27 protein-coding genes are annotated in these 25,534 nt (G+C 62.9%); 10 read left to right on the forward strand and 17 right to left on the reverse strand.

Features of this window, described 5'->3' with window-relative positions:
- Positions 1–73 precede the first annotated feature (73 nt).
- Both birA and murB read right to left on the reverse strand, forming a co-directional pair.
- Positions 74–1,039 (reverse strand): bifunctional biotin--[acetyl-CoA-carboxylase] ligase/biotin operon repressor BirA, encoded by a 966-nt coding sequence (gene birA, locus Aeroheme_RS19275; protein ID WP_411166389.1) that lies wholly within the window; start codon positions 1,037–1,039, stop codon positions 74–76.
- The gene (gene murB, locus Aeroheme_RS19280) at positions 1,036–2,073 is read right to left on the reverse strand and encodes a UDP-N-acetylmuramate dehydrogenase (protein ID WP_404835599.1); all 1,038 of its coding nucleotides are present in this window, start codon (positions 2,071–2,073) and stop codon (positions 1,036–1,038) included. Before murB ends, birA begins: the two co-directional genes overlap by 4 nt.
- Before the next feature lie 125 nt (positions 2,074–2,198).
- On the opposite strand from murB, the gene Aeroheme_RS19285 reads away from it, so the two are divergent.
- Both Aeroheme_RS19285 and Aeroheme_RS19290 read left to right on the forward strand, forming a co-directional pair.
- Positions 2,199–2,852, forward strand: a complete 654-nt coding sequence (locus Aeroheme_RS19285) for a potassium channel family protein (protein WP_106885563.1) — start codon at positions 2,199–2,201, stop codon at positions 2,850–2,852.
- Positions 2,849–4,204: a TrkH family potassium uptake protein gene (locus Aeroheme_RS19290; protein WP_163148416.1), complete on the forward strand. Its 1,356-nt coding sequence runs from the start codon at positions 2,849–2,851 to the stop codon at positions 4,202–4,204. The genes Aeroheme_RS19285 and Aeroheme_RS19290 overlap by 4 nt, the downstream gene beginning before the upstream one ends.
- Positions 4,205–4,289: 85 nt before the next feature.
- Here Aeroheme_RS19290 and Aeroheme_RS19295 read toward each other — a convergent pair whose 3' ends face one another.
- Entirely contained in the window at positions 4,290–6,260 is a 1,971-nt protein-coding gene (locus Aeroheme_RS19295; RefSeq protein ID WP_408837439.1) for a DNA topoisomerase III, read from the reverse strand.
- 348 nt (positions 6,261–6,608) lie between these two features.
- Here Aeroheme_RS19295 and Aeroheme_RS19300 point away from each other — a divergent pair, with 348 nt between their 5' ends.
- Both Aeroheme_RS19300 and torA read left to right on the forward strand, forming a co-directional pair.
- On the forward strand, positions 6,609–7,739 hold the full coding sequence (locus tag Aeroheme_RS19300; protein ID WP_111910908.1) for a NapC/NirT family cytochrome c: 1,131 nt from the start codon (positions 6,609–6,611) through the stop codon (positions 7,737–7,739).
- Between the two features lie 22 nt (positions 7,740–7,761).
- On the forward strand, positions 7,762–10,242 hold the full coding sequence (gene torA / locus Aeroheme_RS19305; RefSeq protein ID WP_411166390.1) for a trimethylamine-N-oxide reductase TorA: 2,481 nt from the start codon (positions 7,762–7,764) through the stop codon (positions 10,240–10,242).
- A gap of 138 nt (positions 10,243–10,380) precedes the next feature.
- On the opposite strand, the gene Aeroheme_RS19310 is transcribed toward torA, so the two are convergent.
- From Aeroheme_RS19310 to Aeroheme_RS19325, 4 genes are all read right to left on the reverse strand, one after another.
- Positions 10,381–10,842 (reverse strand): hypothetical protein, encoded by a 462-nt coding sequence (locus tag Aeroheme_RS19310; protein ID WP_106885558.1) that lies wholly within the window; start codon positions 10,840–10,842, stop codon positions 10,381–10,383.
- A 123-nt stretch (positions 10,843–10,965) separates the two neighbouring features.
- Entirely contained in the window at positions 10,966–12,315 is a 1,350-nt protein-coding gene (locus Aeroheme_RS19315; protein WP_411166391.1) for a sensor histidine kinase, read from the reverse strand.
- Between the two features lie 37 nt (positions 12,316–12,352).
- Positions 12,353–13,009 carry a response regulator transcription factor gene (locus tag Aeroheme_RS19320; protein ID WP_025328630.1) on the reverse strand — a complete coding sequence of 219 codons (657 nt, stop codon included), beginning with the start codon at positions 13,007–13,009 and terminating at the stop codon, positions 12,353–12,355.
- An 81-nt stretch (positions 13,010–13,090) separates the two neighbouring features.
- On the reverse strand, positions 13,091–13,423 hold the full coding sequence (locus Aeroheme_RS19325; RefSeq protein WP_025328631.1) for a PepSY domain-containing protein: 333 nt from the start codon (positions 13,421–13,423) through the stop codon (positions 13,091–13,093).
- A 63-nt stretch (positions 13,424–13,486) separates the two neighbouring features.
- Here Aeroheme_RS19325 and Aeroheme_RS19330 point away from each other — a divergent pair, with 63 nt between their 5' ends.
- The gene (locus Aeroheme_RS19330; RefSeq protein ID WP_111910906.1) at positions 13,487–13,735 is read left to right on the forward strand and encodes a PepSY domain-containing protein; all 249 of its coding nucleotides are present in this window, start codon (positions 13,487–13,489) and stop codon (positions 13,733–13,735) included.
- Here Aeroheme_RS19330 and Aeroheme_RS19335 read toward each other — a convergent pair.
- The gene (locus Aeroheme_RS19335) at positions 13,732–14,370 is read right to left on the reverse strand and encodes a protein-methionine-sulfoxide reductase heme-binding subunit MsrQ (protein ID WP_411166392.1); all 639 of its coding nucleotides are present in this window, start codon (positions 14,368–14,370) and stop codon (positions 13,732–13,734) included. The genes Aeroheme_RS19330 and Aeroheme_RS19335 overlap by 4 nt on opposite strands.
- Positions 14,371–14,467: 97 nt before the next feature.
- Positions 14,468–15,472 (reverse strand): protein-methionine-sulfoxide reductase catalytic subunit MsrP, encoded by a 1,005-nt coding sequence (msrP, locus tag Aeroheme_RS19340; RefSeq protein WP_411166393.1) that lies wholly within the window; start codon positions 15,470–15,472, stop codon positions 14,468–14,470.
- 370 nt (positions 15,473–15,842) lie between these two features.
- Between msrP and Aeroheme_RS19345 the strand changes: the two genes are divergently transcribed.
- Entirely contained in the window at positions 15,843–16,325 is a 483-nt protein-coding gene (locus tag Aeroheme_RS19345; protein ID WP_106885554.1) for a DUF1097 domain-containing protein, read from the forward strand.
- A gap of 63 nt (positions 16,326–16,388) precedes the next feature.
- Here the strand turns inward: Aeroheme_RS19345 and Aeroheme_RS19350 are convergent, their stop codons facing one another.
- From Aeroheme_RS19350 to Aeroheme_RS19370, 5 genes are all read right to left on the reverse strand, one after another.
- Entirely contained in the window at positions 16,389–16,718 is a 330-nt protein-coding gene (locus tag Aeroheme_RS19350; protein WP_394293524.1) for a phage minor head protein, read from the reverse strand.
- A gap of 64 nt (positions 16,719–16,782) precedes the next feature.
- Positions 16,783–18,063: a sigma 54-interacting transcriptional regulator gene (locus Aeroheme_RS19355; RefSeq protein WP_106885553.1), complete on the reverse strand. Its 1,281-nt coding sequence runs from the start codon at positions 18,061–18,063 to the stop codon at positions 16,783–16,785.
- Positions 18,064–18,124: 61 nt separating this feature from the next.
- Positions 18,125–18,634 carry a hypothetical protein gene (locus Aeroheme_RS19360; protein ID WP_411166394.1) on the reverse strand — a complete coding sequence of 170 codons (510 nt, stop codon included), beginning with the start codon at positions 18,632–18,634 and terminating at the stop codon, positions 18,125–18,127.
- 8 nt (positions 18,635–18,642) lie between these two features.
- The gene (locus Aeroheme_RS19365; RefSeq protein ID WP_234690740.1) at positions 18,643–20,043 is read right to left on the reverse strand and encodes a sensor histidine kinase; all 1,401 of its coding nucleotides are present in this window, start codon (positions 20,041–20,043) and stop codon (positions 18,643–18,645) included.
- Positions 20,044–20,145: 102 nt separating this feature from the next.
- The gene (locus Aeroheme_RS19370) at positions 20,146–20,238 is read right to left on the reverse strand and encodes a YnhF family membrane protein (RefSeq protein WP_106885551.1); all 93 of its coding nucleotides are present in this window, start codon (positions 20,236–20,238) and stop codon (positions 20,146–20,148) included.
- Positions 20,239–20,363: 125 nt separating this feature from the next.
- Here Aeroheme_RS19370 and Aeroheme_RS19375 point away from each other — a divergent pair, with 125 nt between their 5' ends.
- On the forward strand, positions 20,364–20,912 hold the full coding sequence (locus Aeroheme_RS19375; RefSeq protein ID WP_411166395.1) for a 2-amino-4-hydroxy-6-hydroxymethyldihydropteridine diphosphokinase: 549 nt from the start codon (positions 20,364–20,366) through the stop codon (positions 20,910–20,912).
- A gap of 71 nt (positions 20,913–20,983) precedes the next feature.
- Here Aeroheme_RS19375 and Aeroheme_RS19380 read toward each other — a convergent pair whose 3' ends face one another.
- Entirely contained in the window at positions 20,984–21,688 is a 705-nt protein-coding gene (locus tag Aeroheme_RS19380) for an SDR family oxidoreductase (RefSeq protein WP_411166396.1), read from the reverse strand.
- A 129-nt stretch (positions 21,689–21,817) separates the two neighbouring features.
- Here Aeroheme_RS19380 and Aeroheme_RS19385 point away from each other — a divergent pair, with 129 nt between their 5' ends.
- Positions 21,818–22,222, forward strand: a complete 405-nt coding sequence (locus Aeroheme_RS19385; RefSeq protein ID WP_106885548.1) for a CBS domain-containing protein — start codon at positions 21,818–21,820, stop codon at positions 22,220–22,222.
- On the opposite strand, the gene Aeroheme_RS19390 is transcribed toward Aeroheme_RS19385, so the two are convergent.
- Positions 22,219–22,755, reverse strand: a complete 537-nt coding sequence (locus Aeroheme_RS19390; protein ID WP_411166397.1) for a DUF2301 domain-containing membrane protein — start codon at positions 22,753–22,755, stop codon at positions 22,219–22,221. The two genes, Aeroheme_RS19385 and Aeroheme_RS19390, sit on opposite strands and share 4 nt — an antisense overlap.
- A gap of 83 nt (positions 22,756–22,838) precedes the next feature.
- On the opposite strand from Aeroheme_RS19390, the gene Aeroheme_RS19395 reads away from it, so the two are divergent.
- On the forward strand, positions 22,839–23,603 hold the full coding sequence (locus Aeroheme_RS19395) for a substrate-binding periplasmic protein (protein ID WP_411166398.1): 765 nt from the start codon (positions 22,839–22,841) through the stop codon (positions 23,601–23,603).
- Positions 23,604–23,653: 50 nt separating this feature from the next.
- Here the strand turns inward: Aeroheme_RS19395 and asnC are convergent, their stop codons facing one another.
- Complete coding sequence (gene asnC / locus Aeroheme_RS19400) at positions 23,654–24,115, reverse strand: transcriptional regulator AsnC (RefSeq protein WP_106885545.1); 462 nt, start codon at positions 24,113–24,115, stop codon at positions 23,654–23,656.
- A gap of 153 nt (positions 24,116–24,268) precedes the next feature.
- Here asnC and asnA point away from each other — a divergent pair, with 153 nt between their 5' ends.
- The gene (gene asnA / locus Aeroheme_RS19405) at positions 24,269–25,261 is read left to right on the forward strand and encodes an aspartate--ammonia ligase (RefSeq protein ID WP_411166399.1); all 993 of its coding nucleotides are present in this window, start codon (positions 24,269–24,271) and stop codon (positions 25,259–25,261) included.
- The last annotated feature ends 273 nt before the right edge of the window (positions 25,262–25,534 follow it).

Here is a 25,534-nt window from a genome sequence, read left to right on the forward strand (position 1 = left end):
AGCGGGTCGCCGGATAACGAAGAGGGGGCCCGCAGGCCCCCTCTTCTATTGGGTTCTCATGAGCCAGTCTCGCTCAGTCGCCCCGGCGCAGGGAGATCTCTCCCCCCAGATAGAGTTTGACTCCCTCGTCCGTTTCCAGCCGCAGGGCACCACGATCGTCGATGCCCCGGGCTATGCCGCGGATCACCTGCTCCCCCATCAGCAACTTCACCGGTTGGCCGGCAAAGTAGTCGAGCCGGTTCCAGCTCTCGACGAAGCTCGCCAGACCGCTCTGCTCGAAGGTCTGCATGGCCTCTTGCAGATGCAGGAGTACGCAGGCCGCCAGCTGGTTGCGATCCACCAGTTCGGGCTGAACCTGGCGCAGCTCTGACCAGGCCTGATCGATCTTCTCCCCCTGCTGGCTCGGCATCGCCAGATTGAGGCCGATGCCGATCACCAGATGGCAGCTGGCGCCGGCGCTGCCGCTCATCTCCACCAGTATGCCCGCCAGCTTGCGGCCCTGGTAATAGAGATCGTTCGGCCACTTGAGCTCCACCCCGGGGTAGCCGAGGGATTCCAGCACCTCCACCACGGCCACCCCCACCGCCAGACTCAGCCCCATGGCGGCCGCCATGCCCTGCTCGAGCCGCCAGTACATGCTGAGGATCAGCTGGCAACCGAACGGCGAGACCCAGGGCTTGCCACGACGCCCCCGACCGGCGGTCTGGCACTCGGCCAGGCAACTCTCGCCGGCGCTCAGCTGGTTGACCCGCTCAAACAGATACTGGTTGGTGGAGTCGATCACCGAGAAGCAGTGTACCGGCGCCATGGGGGCCAGGGCCTGCAGTTGCGCCTGATCATAGAGTGCCATGGGAACCGCCAGGCGGTACCCCTTGCCGGTCAGGCTGAACAGATCCAGCCCCAGCTCCTTGAGGGCGGCCATGTGCTTGCTCACAGCCGCACGGCTGATGCCGAGCTGCTCCCCCAGCTGTTCGCCGGAATGAAACTGGCCATCGCTGAGCAGGGTGATCAGGGTCTGTCTGACGGGAGTTAGGGTCATGCCAGCACCTCGTCCAGCCAGGTTTCGCCGGTGAGCCCCATGAAGCGCACCTCGTGCTCCAGCACGACACCGAACTTGTGCTCCACGCTGTCACGGACATGGGCCGCCAGGGCGATGAGCTCCATGGCGCTGGCGCCCCCGAGGTTGACCAGCACCAGCGCCTGCTCCTGATGGACGGCGGCACGGCCGATGGCAAAGCCCTTGAGCCCGCACTGATCGATGAGCCAGCCCGCCGCCAGCTTGGCCTGCCCTTCCCCGGCCGGGTAGCAGGGCATCTGCGGATATTGCCCCTTGAGTGCATCCGCCACCGAGGTTGGCACCACGGGGTTCTTGAAGAAGCTGCCCGCGTTGCCGAGCACGGCAGGGTCCGGCAACTTGGCCATGCGGGTGGCACAGACGGTGTCGAAGATGGCCTGCGCACCTGGGTGCTCGCCGAGGGCCGCCAAGGGGCCATAGCCGATCACGGGTTGCCAGACCTTGGGCAGGCGCAACCCGACGGCGGTGATGAAGTGGGTGTCCTGATAATCGTGCTTGAAGATGCTGTCACGATAGCCGAACTGACAGTCGGCTGCGGCGATGCGCTCCACCTCGCCGCTCTGCCAGTTGAATGCCTCCACATAGGCACAGAACCGGGCCAGTTCGACCCCGTAAGCGCCTATGTTCTGCACCGGGGCCGCACCGACTGTGCCCGGGATCAGCGCCAGGTTCTCCAGCCCATGCCAGCCCTGTTGCAGGGCATGGCACACTAGCTGATGCCACTCCTCCCCCGCCGCCACGTGCAGCAACCAGTGGCTGTCGTCATCCTGCAGCGCTATGCCTTTCATCCGATTGAGCACGACCAGACCGGCAAAATCATTGCAGAACAAGATGTTGCTCCCACCACCCAGCACCAGGCGCGGCAAGGCGCTCAGCTCCGAATTGGCCCGCAACTGGCAAAGATCATCCAACTGGGCCACTTCGGCCAGCCAGAGGCAATGTGCTTCCAAACCCAGGGTATTGAGGGCCGCCAAGGGGGCATGGGGAGTGAGTTTCATCTGCGTGTTCCGACAAGGGCAAGGGCGCAGTTTACCCCAGATCCCCCGGGACGAAAAACCCGGGTACTGTTCGGACTCAAACCGCTGGAGTAAAGTAAGCCCTTCAGCCCGTTGAGGAAGCATGAATGAACAATCAATTCGCCGTCATCGGCCTCGGCCTGTTCGGCAGCGCACTGTGTGAAGAGCTGCAGTTGCAGAATGCCGAGGTGCTGGCCATCGATATCGACGAGAGCAAGACCCGCCAGATAGCAACCCTGTGCAATCACGTCATAGTGGCCGATGCCACCGATGAGGCCACGGTCGCCGAGCTGGGACTGGCCAATTTCGACATCGTCTTCGTCGCCATCGGCGACAGCCTGGAGACCAGCATACTCACCACGCTGGTGCTGAAGGAAGCCGGGGTGAAGAAGGTATGGGTCAAGGCGCGTGACAAGTTCCACGCCAAGATCCTGCAGAAGGTGGGCGCCGACAAGGTGATCAACCCGGAGTGGGACATGGGTCGCCGGGTCGCCCAGAGCATGCTGGACAACCGGCTGTTCGACTATCTGGAGCTGGGACACGACATGGTGCTGACCGAATTCGTGATCGGTCTGCAACAGAACGGCCGTACCCTGGCCGATCTGCACCTGCTGCAACAGAGCGACTTCCAGTTGCTGGCCATCAAGCGCGGTGAGGTGCTGCACAACGTGCTGACCGGCAAGATGGAGCTGCAGCTCGGTGACATCCTGATCCTGGCCGGCAACAAGCACGCTATCGATCACTGGCTCGACACCCTATGATCAACTGGCGCAGCAACTACGCCTTCGCCCTGTACAGGGATACCGAGTCCCGCTGGAGTGAAGCCAGGCTGATCCTGGGCAGCTTTCTCATCATCTTGTTGGTCGGTACCCTGTTTCTGGTGCAGCCCTCGAGCCACAACGGCGAGGTCACCTTCATCAATGCCCTGTTCACCGCGACCTCGGCCATCAGTGTGACCGGGCTAGGGGTGGTGGATACAGGCACCGCCTTTACCCTGCAAGGGCAGATCATACTGCTGATGCTGATGGAGATAGGGGGCCTGGGCCAGATGACCATGACCCTGCTGCTCATCGCCATGTTCAGCAAGCGGGTCGGCCTGCGCCAGCAGGTACTGGCGAAGGAGGCACTGGGCCAGGAGGGATCGGTCAACATCATCCAGCTGGTGAAGCGCATAGTGCTGTTCGCCCTGATTGCCCAGCTGATCGGCACCGCCATCATGGCCATTCGCTGGGTGCCCGAGATGGGCTGGGGCCATGGCCTCTACGTCAGCTTCTTCCATGCGGTTTCTGCCTTCAACAACGCCGGATTCTCGCTGTTTGCCAACAACCTCATCGACTACAGAGACGACCCCATCATCAGCCTGACCATACCGGCCCTGCTCATCCTCGGCGGCCTGGGTTTTACCGTCATCGTCGATCTGGTGCGCAACCGTCGCTGGCGCAAGCTCAAGCTGCACAGCAAGCTGATGTTGCTGATGACCCCGGGGCTGCTGCTGCTGGGCACCCTGATGTTCTGGCTGCTGGAGCACAACAATCCCGCCACCTTCGGCAACGCCGGGCCCGGCGGCCAGCTAATGGCGGCCTTCTTCCAGTCGGCCACGGCGCGCACGGCAGGCTTCAACACGGTGGACATTGGCCAGATGGTACCCGCCTCCCTGCTGTTCATGATGATGTTGATGTTCATCGGTGCTGGTGCCACCTCGACGGGGGGCGGTATCAAGGTCACCACCTTCGCCGTGGTGTTGCTGGCCACCCGGGCCTTCCTCACCAAGCGTCCCCATGTCACCGCCTTCGGCCGCACCCTGTCACCCCAGATAGTGACCCGATCCCTGGCCATCATCATCGTCAGCACCATGGTGTTGATGCTGGCCATGTTCCTGTTGATGCTCACGGAGTCGCTGCCCTTCGACAAGATCATGTTCGAGACCGTCTCGGCCTTTGCCACCGTCGGCCTCTCCACCGGCATCACCGCCTCCCTGAGCGAGCCGGGCAAGCTCATCCTGGTGCTGGTGATGATCTGCGGCCGTCTCGGGCCGCTGACCCTGGCGCTGATGCTGGCCAGACCGAGCGAGACCCGGATCCGCTACCCGGAAGAGGGCGTCTATACCGGCTGATCGGCCGCCAGAACCGGATCGAGAGAGGGGCCCAGGGCCCCTCTCTCTTTTTACGCTTCATGTCGCCGCAATGGCACCAGGCCACTCAGGCGGCCTTGCCTCTGGCCGGGCGCTTGCCCGCCCCCTTGCGGGGCGCCGCACCGGTGCCACTGGTCGACGAACTCTTGCGGCTGAAGCGCCGCTTGCTGGCCCCCGGCGCCTCCTTGGGCAGGGCGCTGAAGCTGGCTCCCGAATCCTGCCTGGCCCCCTCAATCAGGCCGTTGAGCTGATCGGTGAGCGGCCCCATAAATTGCTGGTAGCTGGCGTGACGCTCGGCGATCCGGCCGAGGTGCTGCTCCCACAGCGCCGTCATGTCCGGCGTGGTGGCAGTGGCAGGCAATGCCTGGATCAGGGCCCGTCCGGTCGGGGTCGCCTTGATGCTCTTGCCCTGCCGCACCAGGAAGCGGCGCTTGAACAGCAGATCTATGATGCCGGCCCGGGTCGCCTCCGTGCCGAGGCCATCTGTCTCGCGCAGGATCTTGCGGATCTCGGGATCCTGCACATGGCGGGCTATGCCCGTCATGGCGGCCAGCAGGGTGGCGTCGGTGAATGCCTTGGGAGCCTGGGTCATCTTCTCCAGCAGCTCGCCCCGCTCGCAGCGCAGCTCCTCGCCCTGACGCAGGGCCGGCAGGGTGCCCGCCTCCTCCTCATCGTCCTCTTCGACCCCGAGCAGCGCCTTCCAGCCCGCCTTGAGGATGCGCCGCGCCTTGGCCTGGAACAGGCCACCGGCGATGCGCAGCAACACCCGGCTGTCGTTGTATTCGAACGGCGGATAGAACTGCAGCAGGTACTGGCGGGCGACCAGGCCATAGAGCTTGCCCTCGTCGGCGGAGAGGCTGGCCAGGTTGCCATGCTTCTCGGTGGGGATGATGGCGTGGTGGGCATCCACCTTGCCGTCATTCCACGCCTTGCTGCGCAGCTTGCCATCTGCCTCGCTCACTGCCTTGGCCAGGGCCGGGGCCGTGGCGGCTATGGCATCCCGCACCTGGGGTGCCCGATTGAAGTGATCGCTCGGCAGATAGCGGCTGTCTGATCTGGGGTAGGTGATGAGCTTGTGGCGCTCGTAGAGGCTCTGGCAGACATCCAGCACCCGCTTGGCATCCATGCCAAACCGCTTGGCAGCATCGATCTGCAGGCTGGAGAGGTTGTAAGGCAGTGGCGCCGCCTGCTTGCGGGCTTGCTCTTCCACCTCCTCCACCCGGGCTGGCTGACCCTGGATGCGCTCCACCACCTTGGCAGCCAGCGCCCGGTTGAGCACCCGCCCCTCCTCGTCCTGCCAGGGCGCACAGGCCTCGGAAGGCAGCCACTTGGCGCTGAACCCTTCGTTGCGCTCCGTCACCACATGGGCCAGCACCTCGTAGAAGGGTTTGGGCACGAAGGCGTCTATCTCGAGATCCCGCCGCACCACCAGCCCCAGCAGCGGCGTCTGCACCCGGCCGACCGAGAGCAGCTCGCTGCAGCCGGCCTTGCGCCCGAGCAGGGTATAGGCACGGGTCATGTTGATGCCGTACAGCCAGTCCGCGCGGCTACGGGCCAGCGCCGAGACCGCCAGCGGTACGAACTCCTTGTTGTCCCGCAGCTTGTCGAGGGCACGGCGCACCGCGGGGGGGTTGAGATCGCTGATGAGGCAGCGCTGCACCGGCTTGAGTTTGGGGTAGCCGAGAAAATCGATCACCTCGTCCACCAGCAGTTGCCCTTCCCTGTCCGGGTCACCGGCATTGACCACGCAGTCGGCCTGCTTGATGAGCCGCTTGATCACGGCAAGCTGGCTCCTGGTCTTGGGTTTGGCCACCAGCTGCCACTGGCTCGGCACTATGGGGAGCTGCTCCATGCGCCACTGCTTGTAGGCGGCATCATAGGCATCGGGCTCCGCCTGCTCCAGCAGGTGGCCGATACACCAGGTCACCACGTCTCCCTGCGCCGTCTCGATGAAGCCCTCCCCCTTCTTGTGGGGCTTGGGCAGAACATCGGCGATGGCGCGGCCAAGGCTGGGCTTTTCGGCAATAAAGAGTCGCATGACTGACAAACCTGATCACTGTATATGCAAACAGTATATATCGAGCCTTTCGTAAAGCCCAACACCGGCCCATTCCGAGCCAGAAAGTCGCACTGGAGAACAAAACGTCGCGACAGTGCCGTTTCCAGCATCATTCGTACGGATATGATGACCAAAAGAGAGCCAAATAAGGCTAAACTAACAAAGTTAACCATCTGGGTTTGATTTTAATTCAAACAAAAACGTCTTTATGAAATTTAAAACCAAGAAAAACCAATTTAAAGAATAAAAAGCATAACCGAGGTCAATCCCTCACCCGTCAAGACTACTACTATATTGGTAATACCCGATTCGAAGGACACTGCCGCCATGCTTGGAAAAATGTTGAGAAAGACCTGGTTCTGGCTCCTGTTGCTCGGAGCCCTGCTGGGCGTCGCGGCACTGGGAGTGACAGTCACAGTGCTGCACAAGACCAGCTCCACCGAATTCTGCGTCTCCTGCCACTCCATGCAGACACCGCTCGCCGAGTATCAGGGCAGCGTCCACTTCCAGAACGTGAAGGGGATCCGTGCAGAGTGCGCCGACTGCCACATTCCCAATGAGCCCGCCTCCTACCTCTGGACCAAGATCCGCGCCGTGAAGGACATCTATCACGAGGCGATCGGCACCCTCGACACTCCTGAGAAATACGAAGCCCACAAGCTGCGCATGGCCCAGACGGTCTGGGATCAGCTCAAGGCCAATGACTCCGCCACCTGCCGCAGCTGCCACAGCTACGCCGCCATGGACATTCTGGCCCAGCGCCCGAACGCCCGCGCCGAGCATCCGGTCGCCATCAAGGAGGGCCAGACCTGCATCGACTGCCACCGCGGCGTCGCCCACATCATGCCTGACATGAGCGGTCTGGCAGCCGCCGGCGCCAGTGAACTGGCGGCTGCCGCGGCCCAGACCCCGGCCAGCGTCACCACCCGTTACGCCATCGCCACCACGCCCCTGTTCCTCGATGCCAAGGCCACCACGGACGAAGGCACCCTGATGCCGTCGACCAAGGTGGAAGTGCTGGCCAACGACAACGGCCGCGCCCAGGTGCAGATCGAGGGCTGGCAGCAGGACGGGGTGAGCGAGGTGTTCTACGCCGCCCCCGGCAAACGCATCCTGAGCGTGCTGGTCGGCGATGCCGCCAAGCAGGCGCTGGTCACCGGCAAGAGCGAGACCGACAGCGCCACCAACCTCACCTGGCATCAGGTCAAGCTGACCGCCTGGGTGGACGAGGCCCAGCTCATCGGCGATCAGGGCAAGCTGTGGCAATACGCCTCCACCCTGATGTCCAACAACTGTACCGGCTGCCACGGTCTGACCGCGCTGGATCACTTCAATGCCAACCAGTGGATAGGCGTCATCAAGGGCATGGAATCCCGCACCTCCCTCACCCCGGAGCAGGCTCGCATGCTGACCCAATACGTGCAGAAACACGCCAGTGACATGAGCGCGGCACACTAAGGCTGGAACAGAGGAATTCGATATGACTTTTTTCAATGATCAACAGACCAATCTGTCCCGCCGCAGCCTGCTCAAGGGCCTGGGGGCCTGTGCCGCCCTGCCTCTGCTCGGTGCCCTGTTCCCGAAACACGCCCTGGCCCAGGCCATCAGCACGGCGCTGGAGCAGTTCCCCACCCTGGTCCCCGCCCAGAAGGGCATACTGACCGGCGCCCACTGGGGAGCCTTCGAAGCCATAGTCGCCGATGGCCGCATGGTGCGGGTCCAGCCGGTGGCCGATGATCCGGCACCGAATGACCTCATCGACATGGCACCGTTCCAGGTCCATGCCAAGAACCGCATCAAGTACCCCATGGTGCGCAAGAGCTGGCTGGAGCACGGCCCGGGCGCCAAGCCGGAGCTGCGCGGCGCCGACGAGTGGGTGCGGGTGAGCTGGGAGCAGGCCATCGAACTGGTGGCCGGCGAGATCCAGCGGGTCCAGGGCGACTTCGGCCCCCAGGCGATCCACGCAGGCTCCTACGGCTGGAAGAGTGTCGGCATGTTCCACAACAGCCGCACCCTGCTACACCGCCTGATGAACCTCAGTGGCGGCTTCACCGGCTATGCCGGTGACTACTCCACAGGCGCGGCCCAGGTGATCATGTCCCACGTGATGGGCTCCATCGAGGTGTACGAGCAGCAGACCGCCTGGCCCAACGTGGTGGAGCACGCCGAACTGGTGGTGCTCTGGGGGGTCAACGCCCAGGTCACCCTCAAGAACAGCTGGAACATGCCGGATCACGAGGGCCAGGCCGGTTTCAAGGCCCTCAAGGAGAAGGGCACCCGCGTCATCAGCATAGATCCCGTCTACAACGAGACCGCCAAGCTGGCCAACGCCGAGTGGATAGCCCCGAACGCCTACACAGACGTGGCCATGATGCTGGGGGTGGCCCACACCCTTTATAGCGAGAAGAAGCACGATCAGGCCTTCCTCGATCGCTACGCCGTCGGCTTCGACAAGTTCCTCGACTACCTGCTCGGCAAGGACGACGGTCAGCCGAAGAGTGCCGAGTGGGCGAGCAGCGTCTGCGGTGTCGAGGCCAAGGTCATTCGCCAGCTGGCCCTCGACATGGCGGCCAAGCGCACCATGATCATGGCCGGCTGGGGCATGCAGCGTCAGCACCACGGCGAGCAGCCGAACTGGATGCTGATCACGCTAGCGGCCATGCTGGGCCAGATCGGCCTGCCGGGGGGCGGCTACGGCTTCAGCTACCACTACTCCTCCGGTGGCAGCCCCACCGCCAAGGGTGGGATCCTGGCGGGTATCTCCGCCGGCAACGCCCCCAAGAACAGCCCGGCACCCATCCCGGTGGCCCGCATCGCCGACTGTCTCGCCAATCCGGGCAAGACCATCGATTTCAACGGCCGCAAGGTGACCTATCCGGACATCAAGCTGGTCTATGTGGCGGGCGGCAACCCCTTCCACCACCATCAGGACACCAACAACCTGCTCAAAGCCTGGCGCAAGCCGCAGACTGTGATAGTCCACGAGCCCTACTGGACGGCTACCGCCAAGCATGCCGACATAGTGCTGCCGGTCACCACCAGCTACGAGCGCAACGATCTGGAGATGGGGGGCGATTACTCCCAGCGCTATGTGTTCCCCATGCACCAGTGCGTGCCCCCCCAGCACGAGTCCCGCAACGACTTCGACATCTTCAGCGCCATCGCCGCCAAGCTGGGTGTGCAGGAGCAGTACACCGAAGGTAAGGACGAGATGCTGTGGCTCAAGCAGATGTACGACGGCATGGCCGCCCAGGCCCGGGGTGCCCGGGTGGCGCTGCCGCCGTTCAGCATGTTCTGGGAGTCCAACAACTACATTCGCTTCCCGATCCCCGAGGCGAACCGCCAGTGGATCCGCCACGCCGATTTTCGCGAGAACCCGCTGCTCAACCCGCTCGGCACCCCGTCCGGCAAGATAGAGATCTTCTCCAACACGGTAGCTGGCATGGGTTATGCCGACTGCGCCGGCCACCCCAAGTGGTATGAACCCAAGGAGTGGGTGAAGAGCGAGGTGGCAGCGCGCTATCCGCTCTCCCTCAACACCTCGCACCCCACCCAGAGACTGCACTCCCAGCTGGACAACACCCCGCTGCGGGACAAGTTCGCCATCGCCGATCGGGAGGCCATACTGATCCACCCGGACGACGCCAAGGCACGCGGCATCCAGGATGGGGACCTGGTGCGCGCCTTCAACGAGCGCGGCCAGATCCTGGTCGGGGCGCTGCTCTCGAAAGACATTCGCCCCGGCGTGGTGCGGATCTGCGAAGGGGCCTGGTTCGATCCGGCCAAACCGGGTGAGGTGGGCACCATCTGCAAGAACGGCAACGTCAACTGCCTCACCTTCGACGAGGGCTCTTCCAGCCTGGCGCAAGGCAACTGCGGTCACATGGCCCAATTGCAGATCGAGAAGTACAGCGGGCCAGAGCTCGTCAACACAGCCCATGAGGTACCGGCCCACGCCTGATGCCGGGATGAAGACAAAAACGGCGCCATAAGGCGCCGTTTTATATCGCGGTTTTCGGAGTGACTCAGAAGTCTCCCTCCACCATCTACCCTTGTGCACACTCCACCCGCTTTGCCGCCAGAGCGCAGACAAGGTGGATCAGAAGTCTCCCTCAACCATGTACTCTTCCGCACACTCAACGAGCTGGGGCCAGAGATCTTCCGGCACCCAGGCTTCGGGGTCATCCTCGTCCCCATCATACTGGGTCCAGAAGAAGGCGCGCAGGCCGCTCGCGAAGTCGTCGCTGATCTCGGCCAGCTCCGAGAGCGGCCCCAGCCAGGCGATGCGGCGCAGGCCGGAGGCGAGATCGTTGATGGCATCCATCAGGGTGCGATCGTCCTGACTCTGCTCCACCAGCAGGGTGAAGCGCTCGCGGGCGCTCTCGGTCTGATCCTCATCCAGTTCGCCCACATCGGCCAGCAGATCGACAAAGTCCTCCAGCAAGAACTGGATCAGGGACTCCCTGTCCTCAAACCACTGGATCTGGGCCCCCTTGGTACCCAGCACCGAGGCATCGAACGAATCATCGAGATGGCACAGCGCCCATGGATCGTCAGTCATTGCTACCCTTCCTACCGCTTGAAATAAGGACCCATATCTTATGCCTGGTGCGCCCCCCATGCTACCTCGGAGGACGACCCGGGCCCGAGCGGCCCATGCCGGGACGCCTCACTCATCTGTGCATTAACCGTCGACCCTGGCCACCTTGGGCAGCGAGAGCGAGGCTGCCAGCCCCCCCAGCTCGGCGCGCCCCATGATGAGGCTGCCACGATAGGCTTCGGCCAGGTCTGACACTATATTGAGGCCGAGCCCGGAACCCGGCACCTTCTCGTCGAGGCGCACCCCGCGCAGCACCGCCTTGGCTATCTGATCCTCGCTCATGCCGGGGCCGTCGTCCTCGATACGCAGGGTGATCCAGCCCCCCAGCTCGGCGCTGGAGATGCGCAACTGGCTGGCCGACCATTTGAAGGCATTTTCCAGCAAATTGCCCACCATCTCGTCGAAGTCCTGCTCCTCCACCCCGACCGCCAGGTTGGCCGGCACCTGCAGGTCCACCGTCTTGCCCGGGTAGAGACGGGAGAAGGCGCGGCAGATGTACTCCACCCTCGCCCGCACCGGGGTCGAGACCCCGAGGATCTTGGCGGCCCCGGTGACCCGCGCCTTGCCGAGGTGATAGTCGATGTGGCGCTGGATCTGGTCGAGCTGCTCGCCGATGGCGGCCTGATCCTCGGGGGGCAGTTGGGCCACCTGATTGCGCATTATGCTGAGGGGCGTCTTGAGGGCGTGAGCCAGATTGCCGGTGTGGGAGCGGGCTCGCTGCAGCAGCTCGCTGTAGTGGTGCAGCAGCCGGTTGATGTCTTCCACCAGCGGCTGGATCTCCAGCGGATAGCGCAGCCGGAACCCCTCCTGATGACCCTGGTGGACCCGGCCCAGCTCGCGGCGCAGCAGATGGAGCGGACGCAGGCCGTAGACGATCTGGAACATGAAGCCCAGCACCAGGCCGGCGGCGGCGAAGCCGAGACCGAAGAAGAGGCTGATCCGGGTCTTCTTCAGGGTCTGGGTCAGGGCGCTGCTGTCCTTGGCCATCACCAGGGTAAACACCTTGTCAGAGCCCGGCAGCAGCACTGTGCGGGTCATGATCAGCAGGGGCTCCTTGTTGGGCCCCTTGCCGACGAAGAGATCCGGATCCCCGAAGGCCGACTTCAGGCCGTGGGCGCTCAGGTGCACATCCCACAGGGAGCGGGAGCGGCTGACCACGGCATCCCCCAGCTCAAGCTGCCAGTAATAACCGGAATAGGGCTGGCGGAAACGGGGATCCGCCATGGGCTCGGTGACCACAGGCAGACCATCGGGCTGGATCTCGAGGCGAGAGAGCAGATCGTAGAGCTGCAACCTCAGGCCGTCGGCTTCCGCCTCCTGCCAGTAGTTGCGCATCATGGTCTGCAGGCTGAAGCCGGTGGCGAACAGGAAGAGCCCGCACCAGACCAGGGCGATAGCCACCAGCCGTCCCCGCAGGGTACGCACCAGCCTCATTCATCGACCCCCTGCCGTGCTAGCATCAGCGTCCGTCTCACTCGTTGATCCGGTAGCCGAGACCGCGCACCGTCTCGATCAGATCGGCGTGGGTCTTCTTGCGGATCCGGCCGATGAACACCTCGACCGTGTTGGAGTCGCGATCGAAATCCTGGGCATAGATGTGGTCGATCAGCTCGCTGCGCGACACCACCTTGCCCCTGTGCTGCATCAGGTAACCCAGCACCCGGAACTCGTGGGCAGTCAGCTTGATGGGGGTGCCTTCGTACCATACCTGGGACGCCGCCATGTCGAGCCGCACCCCGCCTATCTCCAGGATCGAGCTGGCATTGCCCGCCGCCCGGCGCACCAGGGCCTGCACCCGGGCCACCAGTTCGGCGACCTGGAACGGCTTGGTGAGGTAGTCATCGGCCCCGGCGTTGAGCCCTTCTATCTTCTCGTGCAACTGGCCACGGGCGGTCAGCACCAGCACAGGGGTGTCTATCCCCTTGCTGCGCCACTCCTTGAGCACGCTCAGACCATCGCGACCCGGCAGGCCGAGATCCAGAATGATGGCGTCATAGGGTTCGGTCTCGCCGAGAAAACCCGCCTCGTTGCCATCGTGGCAGAGATCGGTCACAAACCCGGACAGGCGCAGCTGTTCCGCCAGCTGGCCTGCCAGGATCTTTTCATCTTCAACTATCAGAATTCGCATAAATGGGTATCCAAAGCAGAGTTGCGCCTGTCGCGGCGGCGATTGGGGGACGAGTCATCAGGGCGGGGAGCATAGGGCGGATCACTCCTCCTCCGGGGGCGGGCGAGGCTCGAACAGGCGCTCCAGATGATGGCCCTTGAGCCACACCATCTCCAGGTTGTCGGCGCGATAGCCCACCTTGATGACGCTGTTCTCGTCGTCGATAAGCCTGAGCTCATAGAGCCAGACCCCGTCTTCCTCCCCCAGATCGACGCGCAGCACGCGCACCGGCAGGCGGGAAGCCACCTCCATCAGCTCATGAAAAGGCCGGATCCGCCCCTCGCTGACCGCCTGTTGCAGCAAGGCCTCATTCGGCTGGGCCGCCTGGACCAGCATCGGCAGCAGCAATCCAAGCAGGGGCAGCGCGCTATTCATGGGTGATTCATCTCTCAAAACCTAACATAATGCCGTTTATAGTGTGCCAGCCATGAATCCGGAATGAATATGATCCCACGCAGTATCCTGCTGATCCTCTGCCTTTTTTCCACCCTTGGCTGGGCGGCTCAGACGCGTCTCGACATGCCGGCCCTGGTCAAGCTGTTGCTGGCCCAAGGGTACCACGACATTCGGGAAGTCGAGCTGGAAGGGGACAAATTCGAGGTGGAAACCCTGGATGCCGACGATAGGCGGGTGCAACTGCAGGTCGATGCCTACAGCGGAGAGATCACCAAAAAAGAGGCCGATTAGGCCTCTTTCAGTTTCTGGCGTTGCTGCCGGCGCTGGCGCCAGGGACGCAGCAGCTTCTCTCGCCGCGGCCACAGCAGAGCCATCGCCAGCAACAGGTAGATGAGGGGCTCCTGCCAGCCACTCTTCACCGACCACCAGTAGTGCACAGGCACCAGCAGGGCCACCGCATAGATCCAGTTGTGCAGCTTCTGCCAGGCTGGCCCCATGCGCCGCAGCAGGGCCGGGATCGAGGTGATGCTCAGCGCCAGCAGCAACAGCAGCACCACCATACCCACCACTATGTAACTGCGCTTCACCAGCTCGCCGCCGATCAGACCCCAGTCAAACTGCAGATCCAGCCCCAGCCAAACCATAAAGTGCAACCCGGCCCAGGCCGCGCACCAGAGCCCGAGGGGCCGGCGCAGCTTGATGAGCTGACCCTGGCGCCAGCGTTTGGCCAGCGGCGACACCAGCAGGGTGAGCAGCAGCAGATGCAGCGCCCCCTTGCCGAGGTAGTGGGTCAGCCCCTGCACCGGATCCCCCCCCAGCAACCCGGCCGGCACGGCATAGCCAAGCCAGAGCAAAAAGCCCAGCGAGGCCAGGTGTACCAGCAGGCGCAAGCCGTTGATATGGGCTGTTTTCAGTCTCGGCGTCATATCGCAGTTCCCGTTATGTTTTTCCCATCCCTCATCCCCAACCCTTCTCCCGCAAGGGGAGAAGGGGGCAAGACACCGTTCGGGCAGAGCGTCAGTTTCAATACCATTTGCGCAAATCCATCCCCTGATAGAGGGAGGCCACCTCGTCGCCATAGCCGTTGAACATCAGGGTCGGCTGGCGCTTGGCGCCGAAGATGCCCCCCTCGCCGATGAAGCGCTCGCTGGCCTGGCTCCAGCGCGGGTGATCCACTTCGGGATTGACGTTGGCATAGAAACCATATTCGTTCGGTGCCAGCAGGTTCCAGGTGGTGGGAGGCATCTCCTCCACCAGGCGGATGGAGACTATGCTCTTGATGCTCTTGAAGCCGTACTTCCAGGGCACCACCAGCCGGATGGGTGCCCCGTTCTGGGCGGGCAGCGTCTTGCCGTAGAGCCCCATCGCCAGGAAGGAGAGCGAGTTCATCGCCTCGTCGAGGCGCAAGCCCTCCACATAGGGGTAATCGATGCCGCCGCCGAGGGAGCGGGAGGCCTGTCCCGGCAGTTGCTCGGGATCATAGAGGGTCTCGAACGCCACGAACTTGGCGCGACTGTTGGGCTCGGCCCGGCGGATCAGATCCGCCAGCGGAATGCCGCTCCAGGGCAGCACCATGGACCAGGCCTCCACGCAGCGCAGCCGGTAGATCCGCTCCTCCAGGGTGCTCTTGTTGATAAGATCCCACACATCCAGGGTAAAGGGTTTGGCCACCTCCCCCTCTACCTTGAGCGTCCAGGGCTCGGGTTTGAGGTAGTGGGCGTTGCGAGCCGGATCCCCCTTGTCGGTGCCGAGTTCATAGAAGTTGTTGTGGCTGATGGCCTTCTCCTCCGGGGTGAGGATCAGGCCCTCGGGCCTGGTGGCGGCTCTGATGTCGAGGGGCCTGGTCGAGGGCGCAGGCACAGGTTGCTCGGCGGAGAAGAGATCCAGCAGGCTGGCCTGGGTGGGAAACGCCAGGGTGGCGGCACTCAGCCCCAGCCCTTTCAGGATGAGACGGCGATCCTGATAGATGGCTTCCGGCGTGACATCCTGTTCGGTGAGGTGATGAGAGGAACGGCGCTTGATCAACATGGAAAACTCCCGGGGCGATGAGGCTGACAACCATAAGACCCGCCCCGGCCGAGTTTTATTTCACACAAATTTACATGAGCTGGTAAAGAGGCAGCGCCTTGGCCATGGTGCCGACCAGGAACAGCAGAATGAATACCAGCAGGGGGACTATCACGTTTGGCGCCATCAGACTCACTCCATGAGCAGGACAGGGCCTCTAACTATGGTCGAAGGCCAAGAACGCCTCCAATGAATTTTTTTCGCGAGCGCAAGCGTATTCCCGAGTTGAAAAGAGTGACGGAGATCACACACAATCCGGCCCCTGCTTGCCGCCCCCTTGCCGAAGGGTAGGCTGCCTCCTTTTCCGAATCCAACCACTGAGAATCATGTCATGAGCCCATTGATCGCCATCGCCATCACGACCGGGATCCTCTCCGCCGTCTGGGGTGGACTGGCCGCCGCCCTCGGCCTCATCTCCTGGGTCGGCTTCCTCGGTTGTACCAGCTATTTCGCCTCGAGCGGCGGTTACAAGGCGCTGCTGCAGACCCTGCTGTGCAATGCCACCGGCATGCTGTGGGCACTGCTGCTGATCCACGGCGAAGGCTGGTGGGGGGCTGGCATGGCGGGCTATCTGATGACGGGTGTGGTGGCGACCCTGATGTGCGTGCAGGCCAAGCAGCAGTGGCTGGGCTACATTCCCGGCACCTTCGCCGGTTGCTGCGCCACCTTCGGGGCGGCGGGGGAGTGGCGGCTTATCCTGCCATCCTTGGTGATAGGCGCACTCTTTGGCTATCTGATGAAGGCGAGCGGCCTCTGGCTCTCCGACAAAACCCGGAAGGCCCAGGCCGCAAACAGCGCGGTCGATCCGGCCTGAATGTATAGACTGATCACTGTTGATTGCGTGAAGTGGGCTTTAACCCGGCTTTAGGACGGCTCGCTACGGGTTTCGGCCTAAGCCAGGATTGAAATCCCACCCAGGCTCGATGCCATCATCAGAAGTGCTGGTCTTGGCATTGCCTGATGCCAGTATTTTCTGGTGCTCATACTTTGAAACCTGACGAACCCAGCACGTGCATCCGTTGCTGTTGGGAGGAAAGTGCGTTCTCCACCATGGATCATCGACAGGAAGCAGCACGCCATCCCACTTCAGGTGCAGCTCACAGGCCTCGCGGCGCGGTCCAAGTTGGTAAAGCAGGTATGGCAAGGCGCGTTTGGTGCGCTGGATACGCAGCCACTGAGCAGCAGCCCTCTCAATTTTATTGTCCACCTCACTCTCCTACGCCACTGAACAAGGGCTGCGACCCGTCGCTGACCGGCCGCTCCCGCCTCGCTTATCCCTTCGATTTGAAGTTTGCCGCCTCGATACCGTGCCGATTCAATAACTTGTAGAAATCGGTGCGGTTTCTTCCCGCCATGTTGGCCGCCAGGGTCACATTCCCTTCGGTGGTGCGCAGCAGGCGGATCAGATACTCCTTCTCAAACTCGGCGCGGGCCTCGTTGAACGAGGGAATACCGCCGACACCACCGCTCAGGGCCGACTCCACCATGGCGGCGCCTATCACAGGGCTGCAGCAGAGGCTGGCGAGCTGTTCCACCACTCCGTAGAGCTGACGGACGTTGCCGGGCCAGGCCGCCGCCGCCAGCAGGGCCAGCGCCTCCGGCGAGAAGCCGAGGGCGGCGCAGTTGTCGTGGCGACTGCGATAGTCGTCCAGCGCCTGGCGCGCCAGCAGGGGGATGTCTTCGCTGCGGGCGCTGAGGGGTGGCAAGGTGATGTTGGCCACGTTGAGGCGGTAGAAGAGATCCTCCCGAAAACGCCCCTCCTCCATGGCGGTCACCAGATCCTGATGGCTGGAGCTGATGACCCGCACCTCGGGGGTGCCCTGACCATATTCCGCCAGCACCTGCAGCAACTTGGCCTGCAACGACTCCGACAGATTCCCTATCTCGTCGAGGAAGAGGGTCGCCCCCTTGGCCTGCTCGAACAGGCCGGACTGTCCATCCTCGCCAAACAGCTGCAAGTCCAGCACAGGCCAGGGCAGCGCGGCACAATTGATGGTGTGCAGCGGCTGGTCACGACGACGGCTTGCCTGATGCAGCGCCTGGGTCATCACCCCCTTGCCGGAGCCCGAAGGCCCCAGGATCAGCACGGGCACCTCCATGGCGGCCACGCTGCTCGCCTGGATCAGCAACTGCTCCATCTGGGGATTACGGGTCTGGATGAGGGACTGCCACTCATGCTGCTGTTTCGGGCGAGTCAGGCTCAGGGCGTGCTCTATGGTGACGAGCAGCTCGTCCTTGTCGATGGGCTTGGTGAGAAAGCTGAACACCCCGGAACGGGTCGCCTGAATGGCGTCGGGGATGGTGCCGTGGGCGGTCATGATGATGACCGGCATGCCGAGCCACTGGGCCTGGATCCGCTCGAACAGCGCCAGTCCGTCCATGCCCCCCATCCGCAGGTCGCTCAGCACCAGATCGGCCCGCTGCTGACGCAACCTGTCCAGCGCCCCCTCGGCGCTGTCGGCAGTATCCACCTCGTAACCCTGACTGCGCAGACGCATGCTCATCAGCTTGAGCAGGCTGGCATCGTCGTCCACCAGCAGAATGCGACTCATGCTCTCACCCCTTTACCCTGAAGATCTGTTGTGGTTCCCCGCCTTGCACGCCCTCGGCATGTCATGGCTGGGCGCCCCCATTGAGCTTGCGCTGGTTGAGCTGTTCGTCGATGGCGGAGAGCTGCTCTATCTGGCGGCGCAGACGCTGCACCTCCTGGCTCTGATCGTCGCGGCGGCTGTCACGGGCCAGCAGCTCCTCGCCGAGGGCTATCCAGCTGCGCAGGAAGGCCTGGGCATCCAGGCCGAGCTCGGGCAGCAGGGCCTTGAGCCGATCCAGCCCGGCCCGGCGGCTCGCCACCGACTCGGACGGATGGGTGTTGACCATGGCCAGGCTGACCCGGCTCTCGAGATCGGTGGCACCGGCCAGCCGATCGCGCTCCTGCGCCCGCTGCTGGGGACGGCTGGCCAGCAACCAGTCCGAGTATTGCAGGCGTACCTGCATCTCTTTGTTCGCGAACTCCATCCGCTTGGCGAGGACCTGCTCCGAGGGCTCGGTCAGGCTGCGCGATGGCAGCAGGGAACAGCCTGAGAGCAGGCCTATCATCAATACGGGTACAACGAATCGTTTCATCTTGAATTTCACTTAAGATCCAACCGGAAACAGACATCAGCCTGTTTATCCTCAATTAATTTAAGCTCGCCCCCCAGACTCATCGCCGACTCGCGGGCAATGGAGAGGCCCATCCCGGATCCTTTCAACAACCCCTGGCGCACTATGCTGCCCTGCTCGAAGGGCTCGAAGATCCGCTCCCGCTCGTTTGGCGGGATGACGGGCCCTTCGTTGGCGACCTCCAGCCAGCTGCCGTTGGCATCCTGGCCGGCACGGATCCAGATCTGGCCACCCTTGGCGCCATAACTGACCGCGTTGGAAAACAGGTTGTCGAGGATGAGTCGCAGACGATAAGGCTCGGCCTGCAGGCTGATGGGCTCGGGCGGCAAGTGTACACTGATTTGTTTGGATTCCAGCGCCAGCCGGTACTCCGCAGACAATTCTGACAACAAGGGAGCCAGCGGCACCGCCATCAGGCTGAACACCTCCTGCTGGCTGAGGCGGTTGAAGTCGAGCAGGCGCTCGATCAGGGTCTGCAACCGGCGGCTGTTCTCCTCCAGCATCTGGCAGATCTCCTGCTGATCCCCGTTGAGCGGCCCCACCAGCTGTTCGGAGAGCAGATCCGCCCCCTCCCGCAGCACGGCGAGGGGTGTCTTCAGCTCGTGGGATACATGGCGCAGGAACTGGTACTTCTGCTGTTCCAGCTCCTTGAGCTTGTCGTGCAGCCAGCCGATCCGCTCTCCCAGCAGTACCAGTTCGGCGGGGCCATCCACCGGGCGTTTGTCCGGCTCGACACCGGCTCCCAGGCTCAGGATCCGCGACTCAATCTGACGCACGGGGTGGATGATGAGGTAGGTAAACAGCAGCACCAGCAACAGGCTGAGCCCCGCCACGAAGCCGCTCACCCACCAGATCTCCTTCCGCAGCTCGGCGATGGCCGCCCGCATCCCCGCCACATGCTCATCGACCTGGCTGCGGGTGACCACTTCCAGCTGCTGGTTGAGCTCGTTGAACTGGGTGAAGTTGGGGCTGGTCGCTTCTTGTCTGGCCTTGCGCAGATCCTGCAAGCCATCCAGCCAGGCCAGGATGGCCTCGAGATCTGTGTAGGCGGCGGCATCCGGGATGGATTGCCGGTGAGTGGCGAGCAGCTCGCGATAGCGGGCCAGCTGCTGCTGATAACTGCCGAGGATGCGTTCGTCCCCCAGCACCGCATAGCGGCGCAAGGTGCGCTCCAGATCGATGGCCTGGGTGGTGAGCAGGGTCGCCCGGCGGGTATCCCGCACCGCCCGCTCCATCTCGTCGCTGGTCAGCTGGCCCAGATGGGAGAGCGCCTGGCTGTCGTGCCAGATCATGCCCCCCAGGGGCATCAGCACCAGCACAAAGCCCATCAATACCACCTGGAGCAGGGAACGGGGCCGAACCTTGGTCATCTTCTGCTGTCTCGATTCTTCATGGGTGGGCCAGCATATCCGCACTCCATGAAAAAGCAAAACCGGCCAGGGGGCCGGTTTGATTGCACTCGGGGTCAGGATTCACGCCAGACCGACGGACGCCAGGCAGATTATCAGGATCACTGCCAGGGCACCTGAGGCGGTCAACAGCGCCCACTTCATCTCCACACTCATATGAACCTCCTTTCTGCCAATCAGAGTTGGATCACAACAGATAACGACATGTTAATTCATAGTGAATCCGATAACCGTGAGCTGCGTATATATTTCAGACGAGCCCAACCCAAGGAATGGCAACCATGTTTTACCTCTGCAGCATTGGATCCAATCTCGACCCTACCCAGCATGTCAGCCAGGCAGTGGAAGAGCTGCTGGCCCGCTTCGGCCAGCTGCGTCTGAGTTCGGTGATCCAGACCAAACCGGTGGGGATGCAGTCGCGCCATGACTTTCTCAACTGCCTGTTCGTCGTCCAGAGCGAGCTCTCCGTCGCCCAGCTGAAGGCCGAATTCGTCACCATGGAGCTGGCCCATGGGCGGGATCGCGGCAATCCCCTGTGCAAGGTGACAGACAGGCCCCTCGACATCGACATCCTGGCCAGCCATGAGAGGGATGCCTTCGCCGGGGTCGGGGTGGATGCCTATCTCAGGGATCTGCTGGCCGAGATGTATGAGGGGGGACGGGTCGGCGCCCACAAGGTGACGCTGCGTCTGCAAACCAGCAAGGTGTTTGCGCAGCAGAGCTTCGGCCAGCAGCCCGTCGCCCTGCGCCAAGCTGCCGAACAGCGTCAGGAGTTGCCCGCCGTGCACCCGGACCTGCCTGCCCATCAGGCAACCATTCGGCCCAACTAGGCGCCCGGCACAGTGCGGCGAACGCCCGAGCAAGCTTTCGCCACCTCCAGCTCCATAGCCCCTCATGACGTCTAGATGACGGCGAGGGCCCGGCCACCGTCCACCCGGATGCTGGCCCCCGTCATATAGTCGTTTGTCATCAAGAGCCTGACTGCCTGCCAGATGGGCTCCAGCCCCCCCTCCCTCGCCAGCGGCGTCCGGGCCAGCACCTGCTGGCGCCAGGCGTCCCCATGTTCATCGAGGAACAGTATGGGGCCGGGCTCTATGGTGTTGACCCGCACCGCGGGCGCCAGCTCCCGGGCAAAGCTCATGGCCAGCGAATGCGCCCCGGCCTTGGTGGCCACATAGGCGGCGAACTGGGGCGCCGGGGCGTGAATGTAGATGTCGGTGATGTGGATGATACTGGCGTTGGGATTGCCTGCCAGCTTGGGTGCCAGCGCGCGATTCAGCTGAAATGGCGCCGCCATATGCACCCGGTAGAACTTTTCGAACTGGGCCAGCTGGGCTGCCGGCTCCGCCGCCTGTGGCTCGAAGGCGGAGGCGTTGTGGATGATCAGAGCCAGATCGTCATGGGCACCCAGCGCAGTGACAAGGCGGGCCACATCCTCTTCCAGGGCGAAATCCGCCTGCACCAGCTCCACCCCCAGTGCTCGCAAGCGGGCCAGCTCGGGCCGCTCGCTGCGATAGCTGCCCGTCACCTGCCAGCCCGCGGCCACCAGCTGCTCGCACAGGTAGAATCCCAGCCGACGGCCGCAGCCCGTTACCAATGCACGCATAACCTCTCCTTTTGTCAGTGCTTGCCGAACCGGGGCCCTGCCTATCAATCTCCACGGCACAAGCCATTGGCCCCGTCCGCCGTCCAGGGGACATAGTGACACCACTTTAACCCTTTTGGAGCCACCCAGATGCTGCAGATCCGCAATCACATGAGCCGCCTGACCCACTCCCTCAGCCCGCAACTCGGCCTGGCCGAGGCCCTCGACAGACTCCATCAGGCCGACGCGAGCGGCCTGCCGGTGCTGGATGACCAGAAACGGCTGATCGGATTTCTCTCCGAGCAGGACTGCATCCCCAGCCTGCTCACCGGCAGCTATCACTGCGACAGCCGCACCCGGGTGGAGGATCTGATGAGCCGCACCCCGCTGTTCGTCAGCCCGGACGACAGCATCCTGGATCTCGCCCGCCAGATGACGGGGGCCAGGCCCAAGGTCTATCCGGTGCTGGAAGGGGGCAAGGTGGTCGGCATCATCAACCGCCGGCAGGTGATGCAGGCCCTCAACGCGCAGATGAAGCAGTGCCAGGCCACCTAGAGCTGGTAGCGTCCCCGATCGCCGATATCGAAATGCAGGGGCATGCGCCACTTGGCCAGACTGAGCAGGCCAAGCAGCAAGCCGCTCACCAGGGCAACCAGGGCCGTGGCCCAGGCGAAGCGGGTCCACTCCAGCAGCCATAGCAGGGGTAACAACAGAGGCAAGAGCCTGATACCCGGGATGGCGAAGCAGAACTGCTCCTTGAATGCCAGGCCACTGAGGGTGGCCAAGGCCACCCCCAGCACCAGAAGGGCGGGGGCGCCGCAGGCGGCCAGCATCAATCCGCCCCAGGCCAGCCCCTGCAGGAAAAACCGGACCCGCTTGTCATAAATGTGCAGGCAGAATCCGCACAGGCCGCTGGCCACCACCAGCATGGTCAGCCAGATGGAAGGCGACAGCGGTGCCGGCCCTCCCAGCAAACCAACCCCTCGACACAACAGCAGCAAAGCTGTCAGACTCAGACCGAGACGATAGAGACAGACAGAGAGCCTGTCGATGCCATCCAGTTCGCTTTCTACTTCAGGGTTTGCCATCCGGGGTCGTCTCTATTGAGGTATCTGCCGGTCACTATACCCCGTTGCGCATAAACCAGCCCCGAGTGTTCAGGAGATGTGATTTGCGAGTCTTGCTCATGCTCTGTTTGCTGCTGCCCTGCTGGCTGTCGGCCAGGGAGCTGGTCATTGGCGGCCTTCTTGAGCCCCCCCTGAAGTGGCTGGATGAGACAGGACAGCCACGGGGGCTGGATGTGGATCTGGTCACCACCATCTTTGGCGTCCTCCAGGTCCCTATCAGGATAGAGCTGCTCGATTCCGGTGCCAGACTCACCCGCAACGCCGAGGGCGGCGTCTATGACCTGCTGCTGAGCCACTCCTACAAGCCGGAGCGAACGCGCTACCTGCTCTACCCCAAACAGGCCCATATCCGCCACAGCTGGCACTTCTTCGTGCGCAAGGCCGACATGAGCAAGATCCACTACCAGACCCTGGCCGATCTCAAGCCCTGGCGCATAGGTGTCACCAAGGACTTCTCCTACACCCCCGAGCTGACGGCAGCCCTGGCCGATCCGGCCTATCGCTTCCAGGCGATCCCCATCAACCAGCTGCAACTGCGCAAGCTGATCGCCGGGCGCATCGATCTGGTCCCCATGTCCCTGGTCACCGCCTTCACCCAGATAAGGGAAGAGGGGCTGGAGGGCAAGCTCGGCTACCTGCCGAGGCCCCTCAAGACCAGTCCCTACTTCAATGTCTGGACCCGCTCCCGGGCCGATGCCGACACTCCGGCCCTGATGGCGGCCTATGACGCCGAACTGCTGCATATGAAGCATGACGGCCGCCTCAAGGCCCTCTACGACAAATACGGCATCCCCTATCTCGAGCCCTGATCCCTAGGGTCAGGGCTTCACGTCTCTCAATATCGGGTTCTGCAGCGAGATCAGGGTTTCACATCTCTAAGGATGGGATTTTGCAGCGAGATCAGGGTTTCGGTGGACTGGATCTCGTCTATGGTCTGGATCTTGTGGATCAGCACTGTCTGCAACTCGTCGATGGAGCGGGTCATCACCTTCATGAAGATGCTGTAGTGGCCCGTGGTGTAGTAGGCCTCCACCACCTCGTCCAGCGCCTGCAACTTGGCCAGGGCCGAGGGGTAATCCTTGGCGCTCTTGAGGTTGATGCCGATAAAGCAGCAGACGTCGTAACCCAGCTTCTTGGCATTCACCTGCACCCGGGTCCCCTCTATGATCCCCGCCTGCTTCATCTTCTCCACCCGCACATGAATGGTGCCCGGGCTGACCGCCAGCTGTTTAGCCAGCTCCGCATAGGGAAGCCGCGCATTCTCCATCAGGGCGGTGAGGATGGCCTGATCGAGATTATCGATCCGATAATTTTCCGACACTTTTTTGCACTCCCGTTGACGATCTCTCAGCAAACACCCGGATATTTTGAACAAAAAAATGCGTAAAGCCTATTTCTATTATCGAATATTGAATTTAGTGCGCAATCTGTTGAAGAATCGCCACATCCAACGGGTTTGAAACAGGTATTTCCCATGAAACAGCACTACATTCGCAGCCAACAACAGATCAGCTTCGTCAAAGAGATGTTCTCCCGCCAGCTCGCCCAGCAACTGGGTCTGATGGAGGTGCAAGCCCCCATTCTGAGCCGGGTCGGTGATGGCACTCAGGACAACCTCTCCGGCCACGAGAATGCGGTGCAAGTGAAGGTGAAGACGCTGCCTGAGCACAGCTACGAAGTGGTGCACTCCCTGGCCAAGTGGAAGCGCCATACCCTGGGTCGCTTTGGCTTCGGCCCGGGTGAAGGCATCTACACCCACATGAAGGCGCTGCGCCCGGATGAAGACAGACTCACCCCCATCCACTCCGTCTACGTGGATCAGTGGGACTGGGAGAAGGTGATGCCAAGCGAGCGCCGGGATCTGGCCTATCTGCAGGAGACGGTGCGCGGCATCTGGGCCGCCATCAAGGCCACAGAGCACGCCGTCTGCGCCGAGCATGAGCTGACCCCCTTCCTGCCGGCGGAGATCCAGTTCCTCCACAGTGAAGCGCTGCTGACCCGTTACCCGGACCTCGATGCCAAGGGGCGCGAGCGGGCCATCGCCAAGGAGCTGGGAGCCGTCTTCCTCATCGGCATCGGCGGTGCCCTCTCCCACGGCGAGCGCCACGACGTGCGTGCCCCTGACTATGACGACTGGAGCAGCAAGAGCGAACTGGGTCTGGCGGGTCTGAACGGCGACATCCTGGTGTGGAACCCTGTGCTGGAAGACAGCTTCGAGATCTCCTCCATGGGGATCCGGGTGGACGCCGAGGCCCTGCGCCGCCAGCTCGCCATTACAGGGGACGAGGATCGCCTGCAGTACGACTGGCACCAGGATCTGCTGGCCGAGCGGATGCCGCAAACCATAGGTGGCGGCATAGGCCAATCCCGTCTGGCCATGCTGTTGCTGCAAAAAGAGCACATAGGTCAGGTACAAGTCGGTGTCTGGCCATCCGAGATGAAGGCTGCCATTGCGGGCATGCTGTAAGCAGATTAATGGCATCCGGCAACCCATGCCGGATACCGAAGGTGTGTGGCGGTTCGGACTGAAAGAGCGCAGTCCGGACAGGCTGTAAGCAGGGCGGTCATCCTGGATGATCCGCTGCGAAACCGGGGCTTGCCCCTGCGACCCGCTCAACCCACGCAAGGTCGCATCGAATACATTCCTCCCGGCAATCTTCGGATTGCCGTTTTTTTTGCCTGCGGCCCGGTGACCCATGAAAAAAGGGGCCTGAGCCCCTCTGCAGTCCTGCCTCAGCCC

It is taken from the genome of Aeromonas sp. DSM 116730 (assembly GCF_046581335.1).
Taxonomy (GTDB): domain Bacteria; phylum Pseudomonadota; class Gammaproteobacteria; order Enterobacterales; family Aeromonadaceae; genus Aeromonas; species Aeromonas rivipollensis.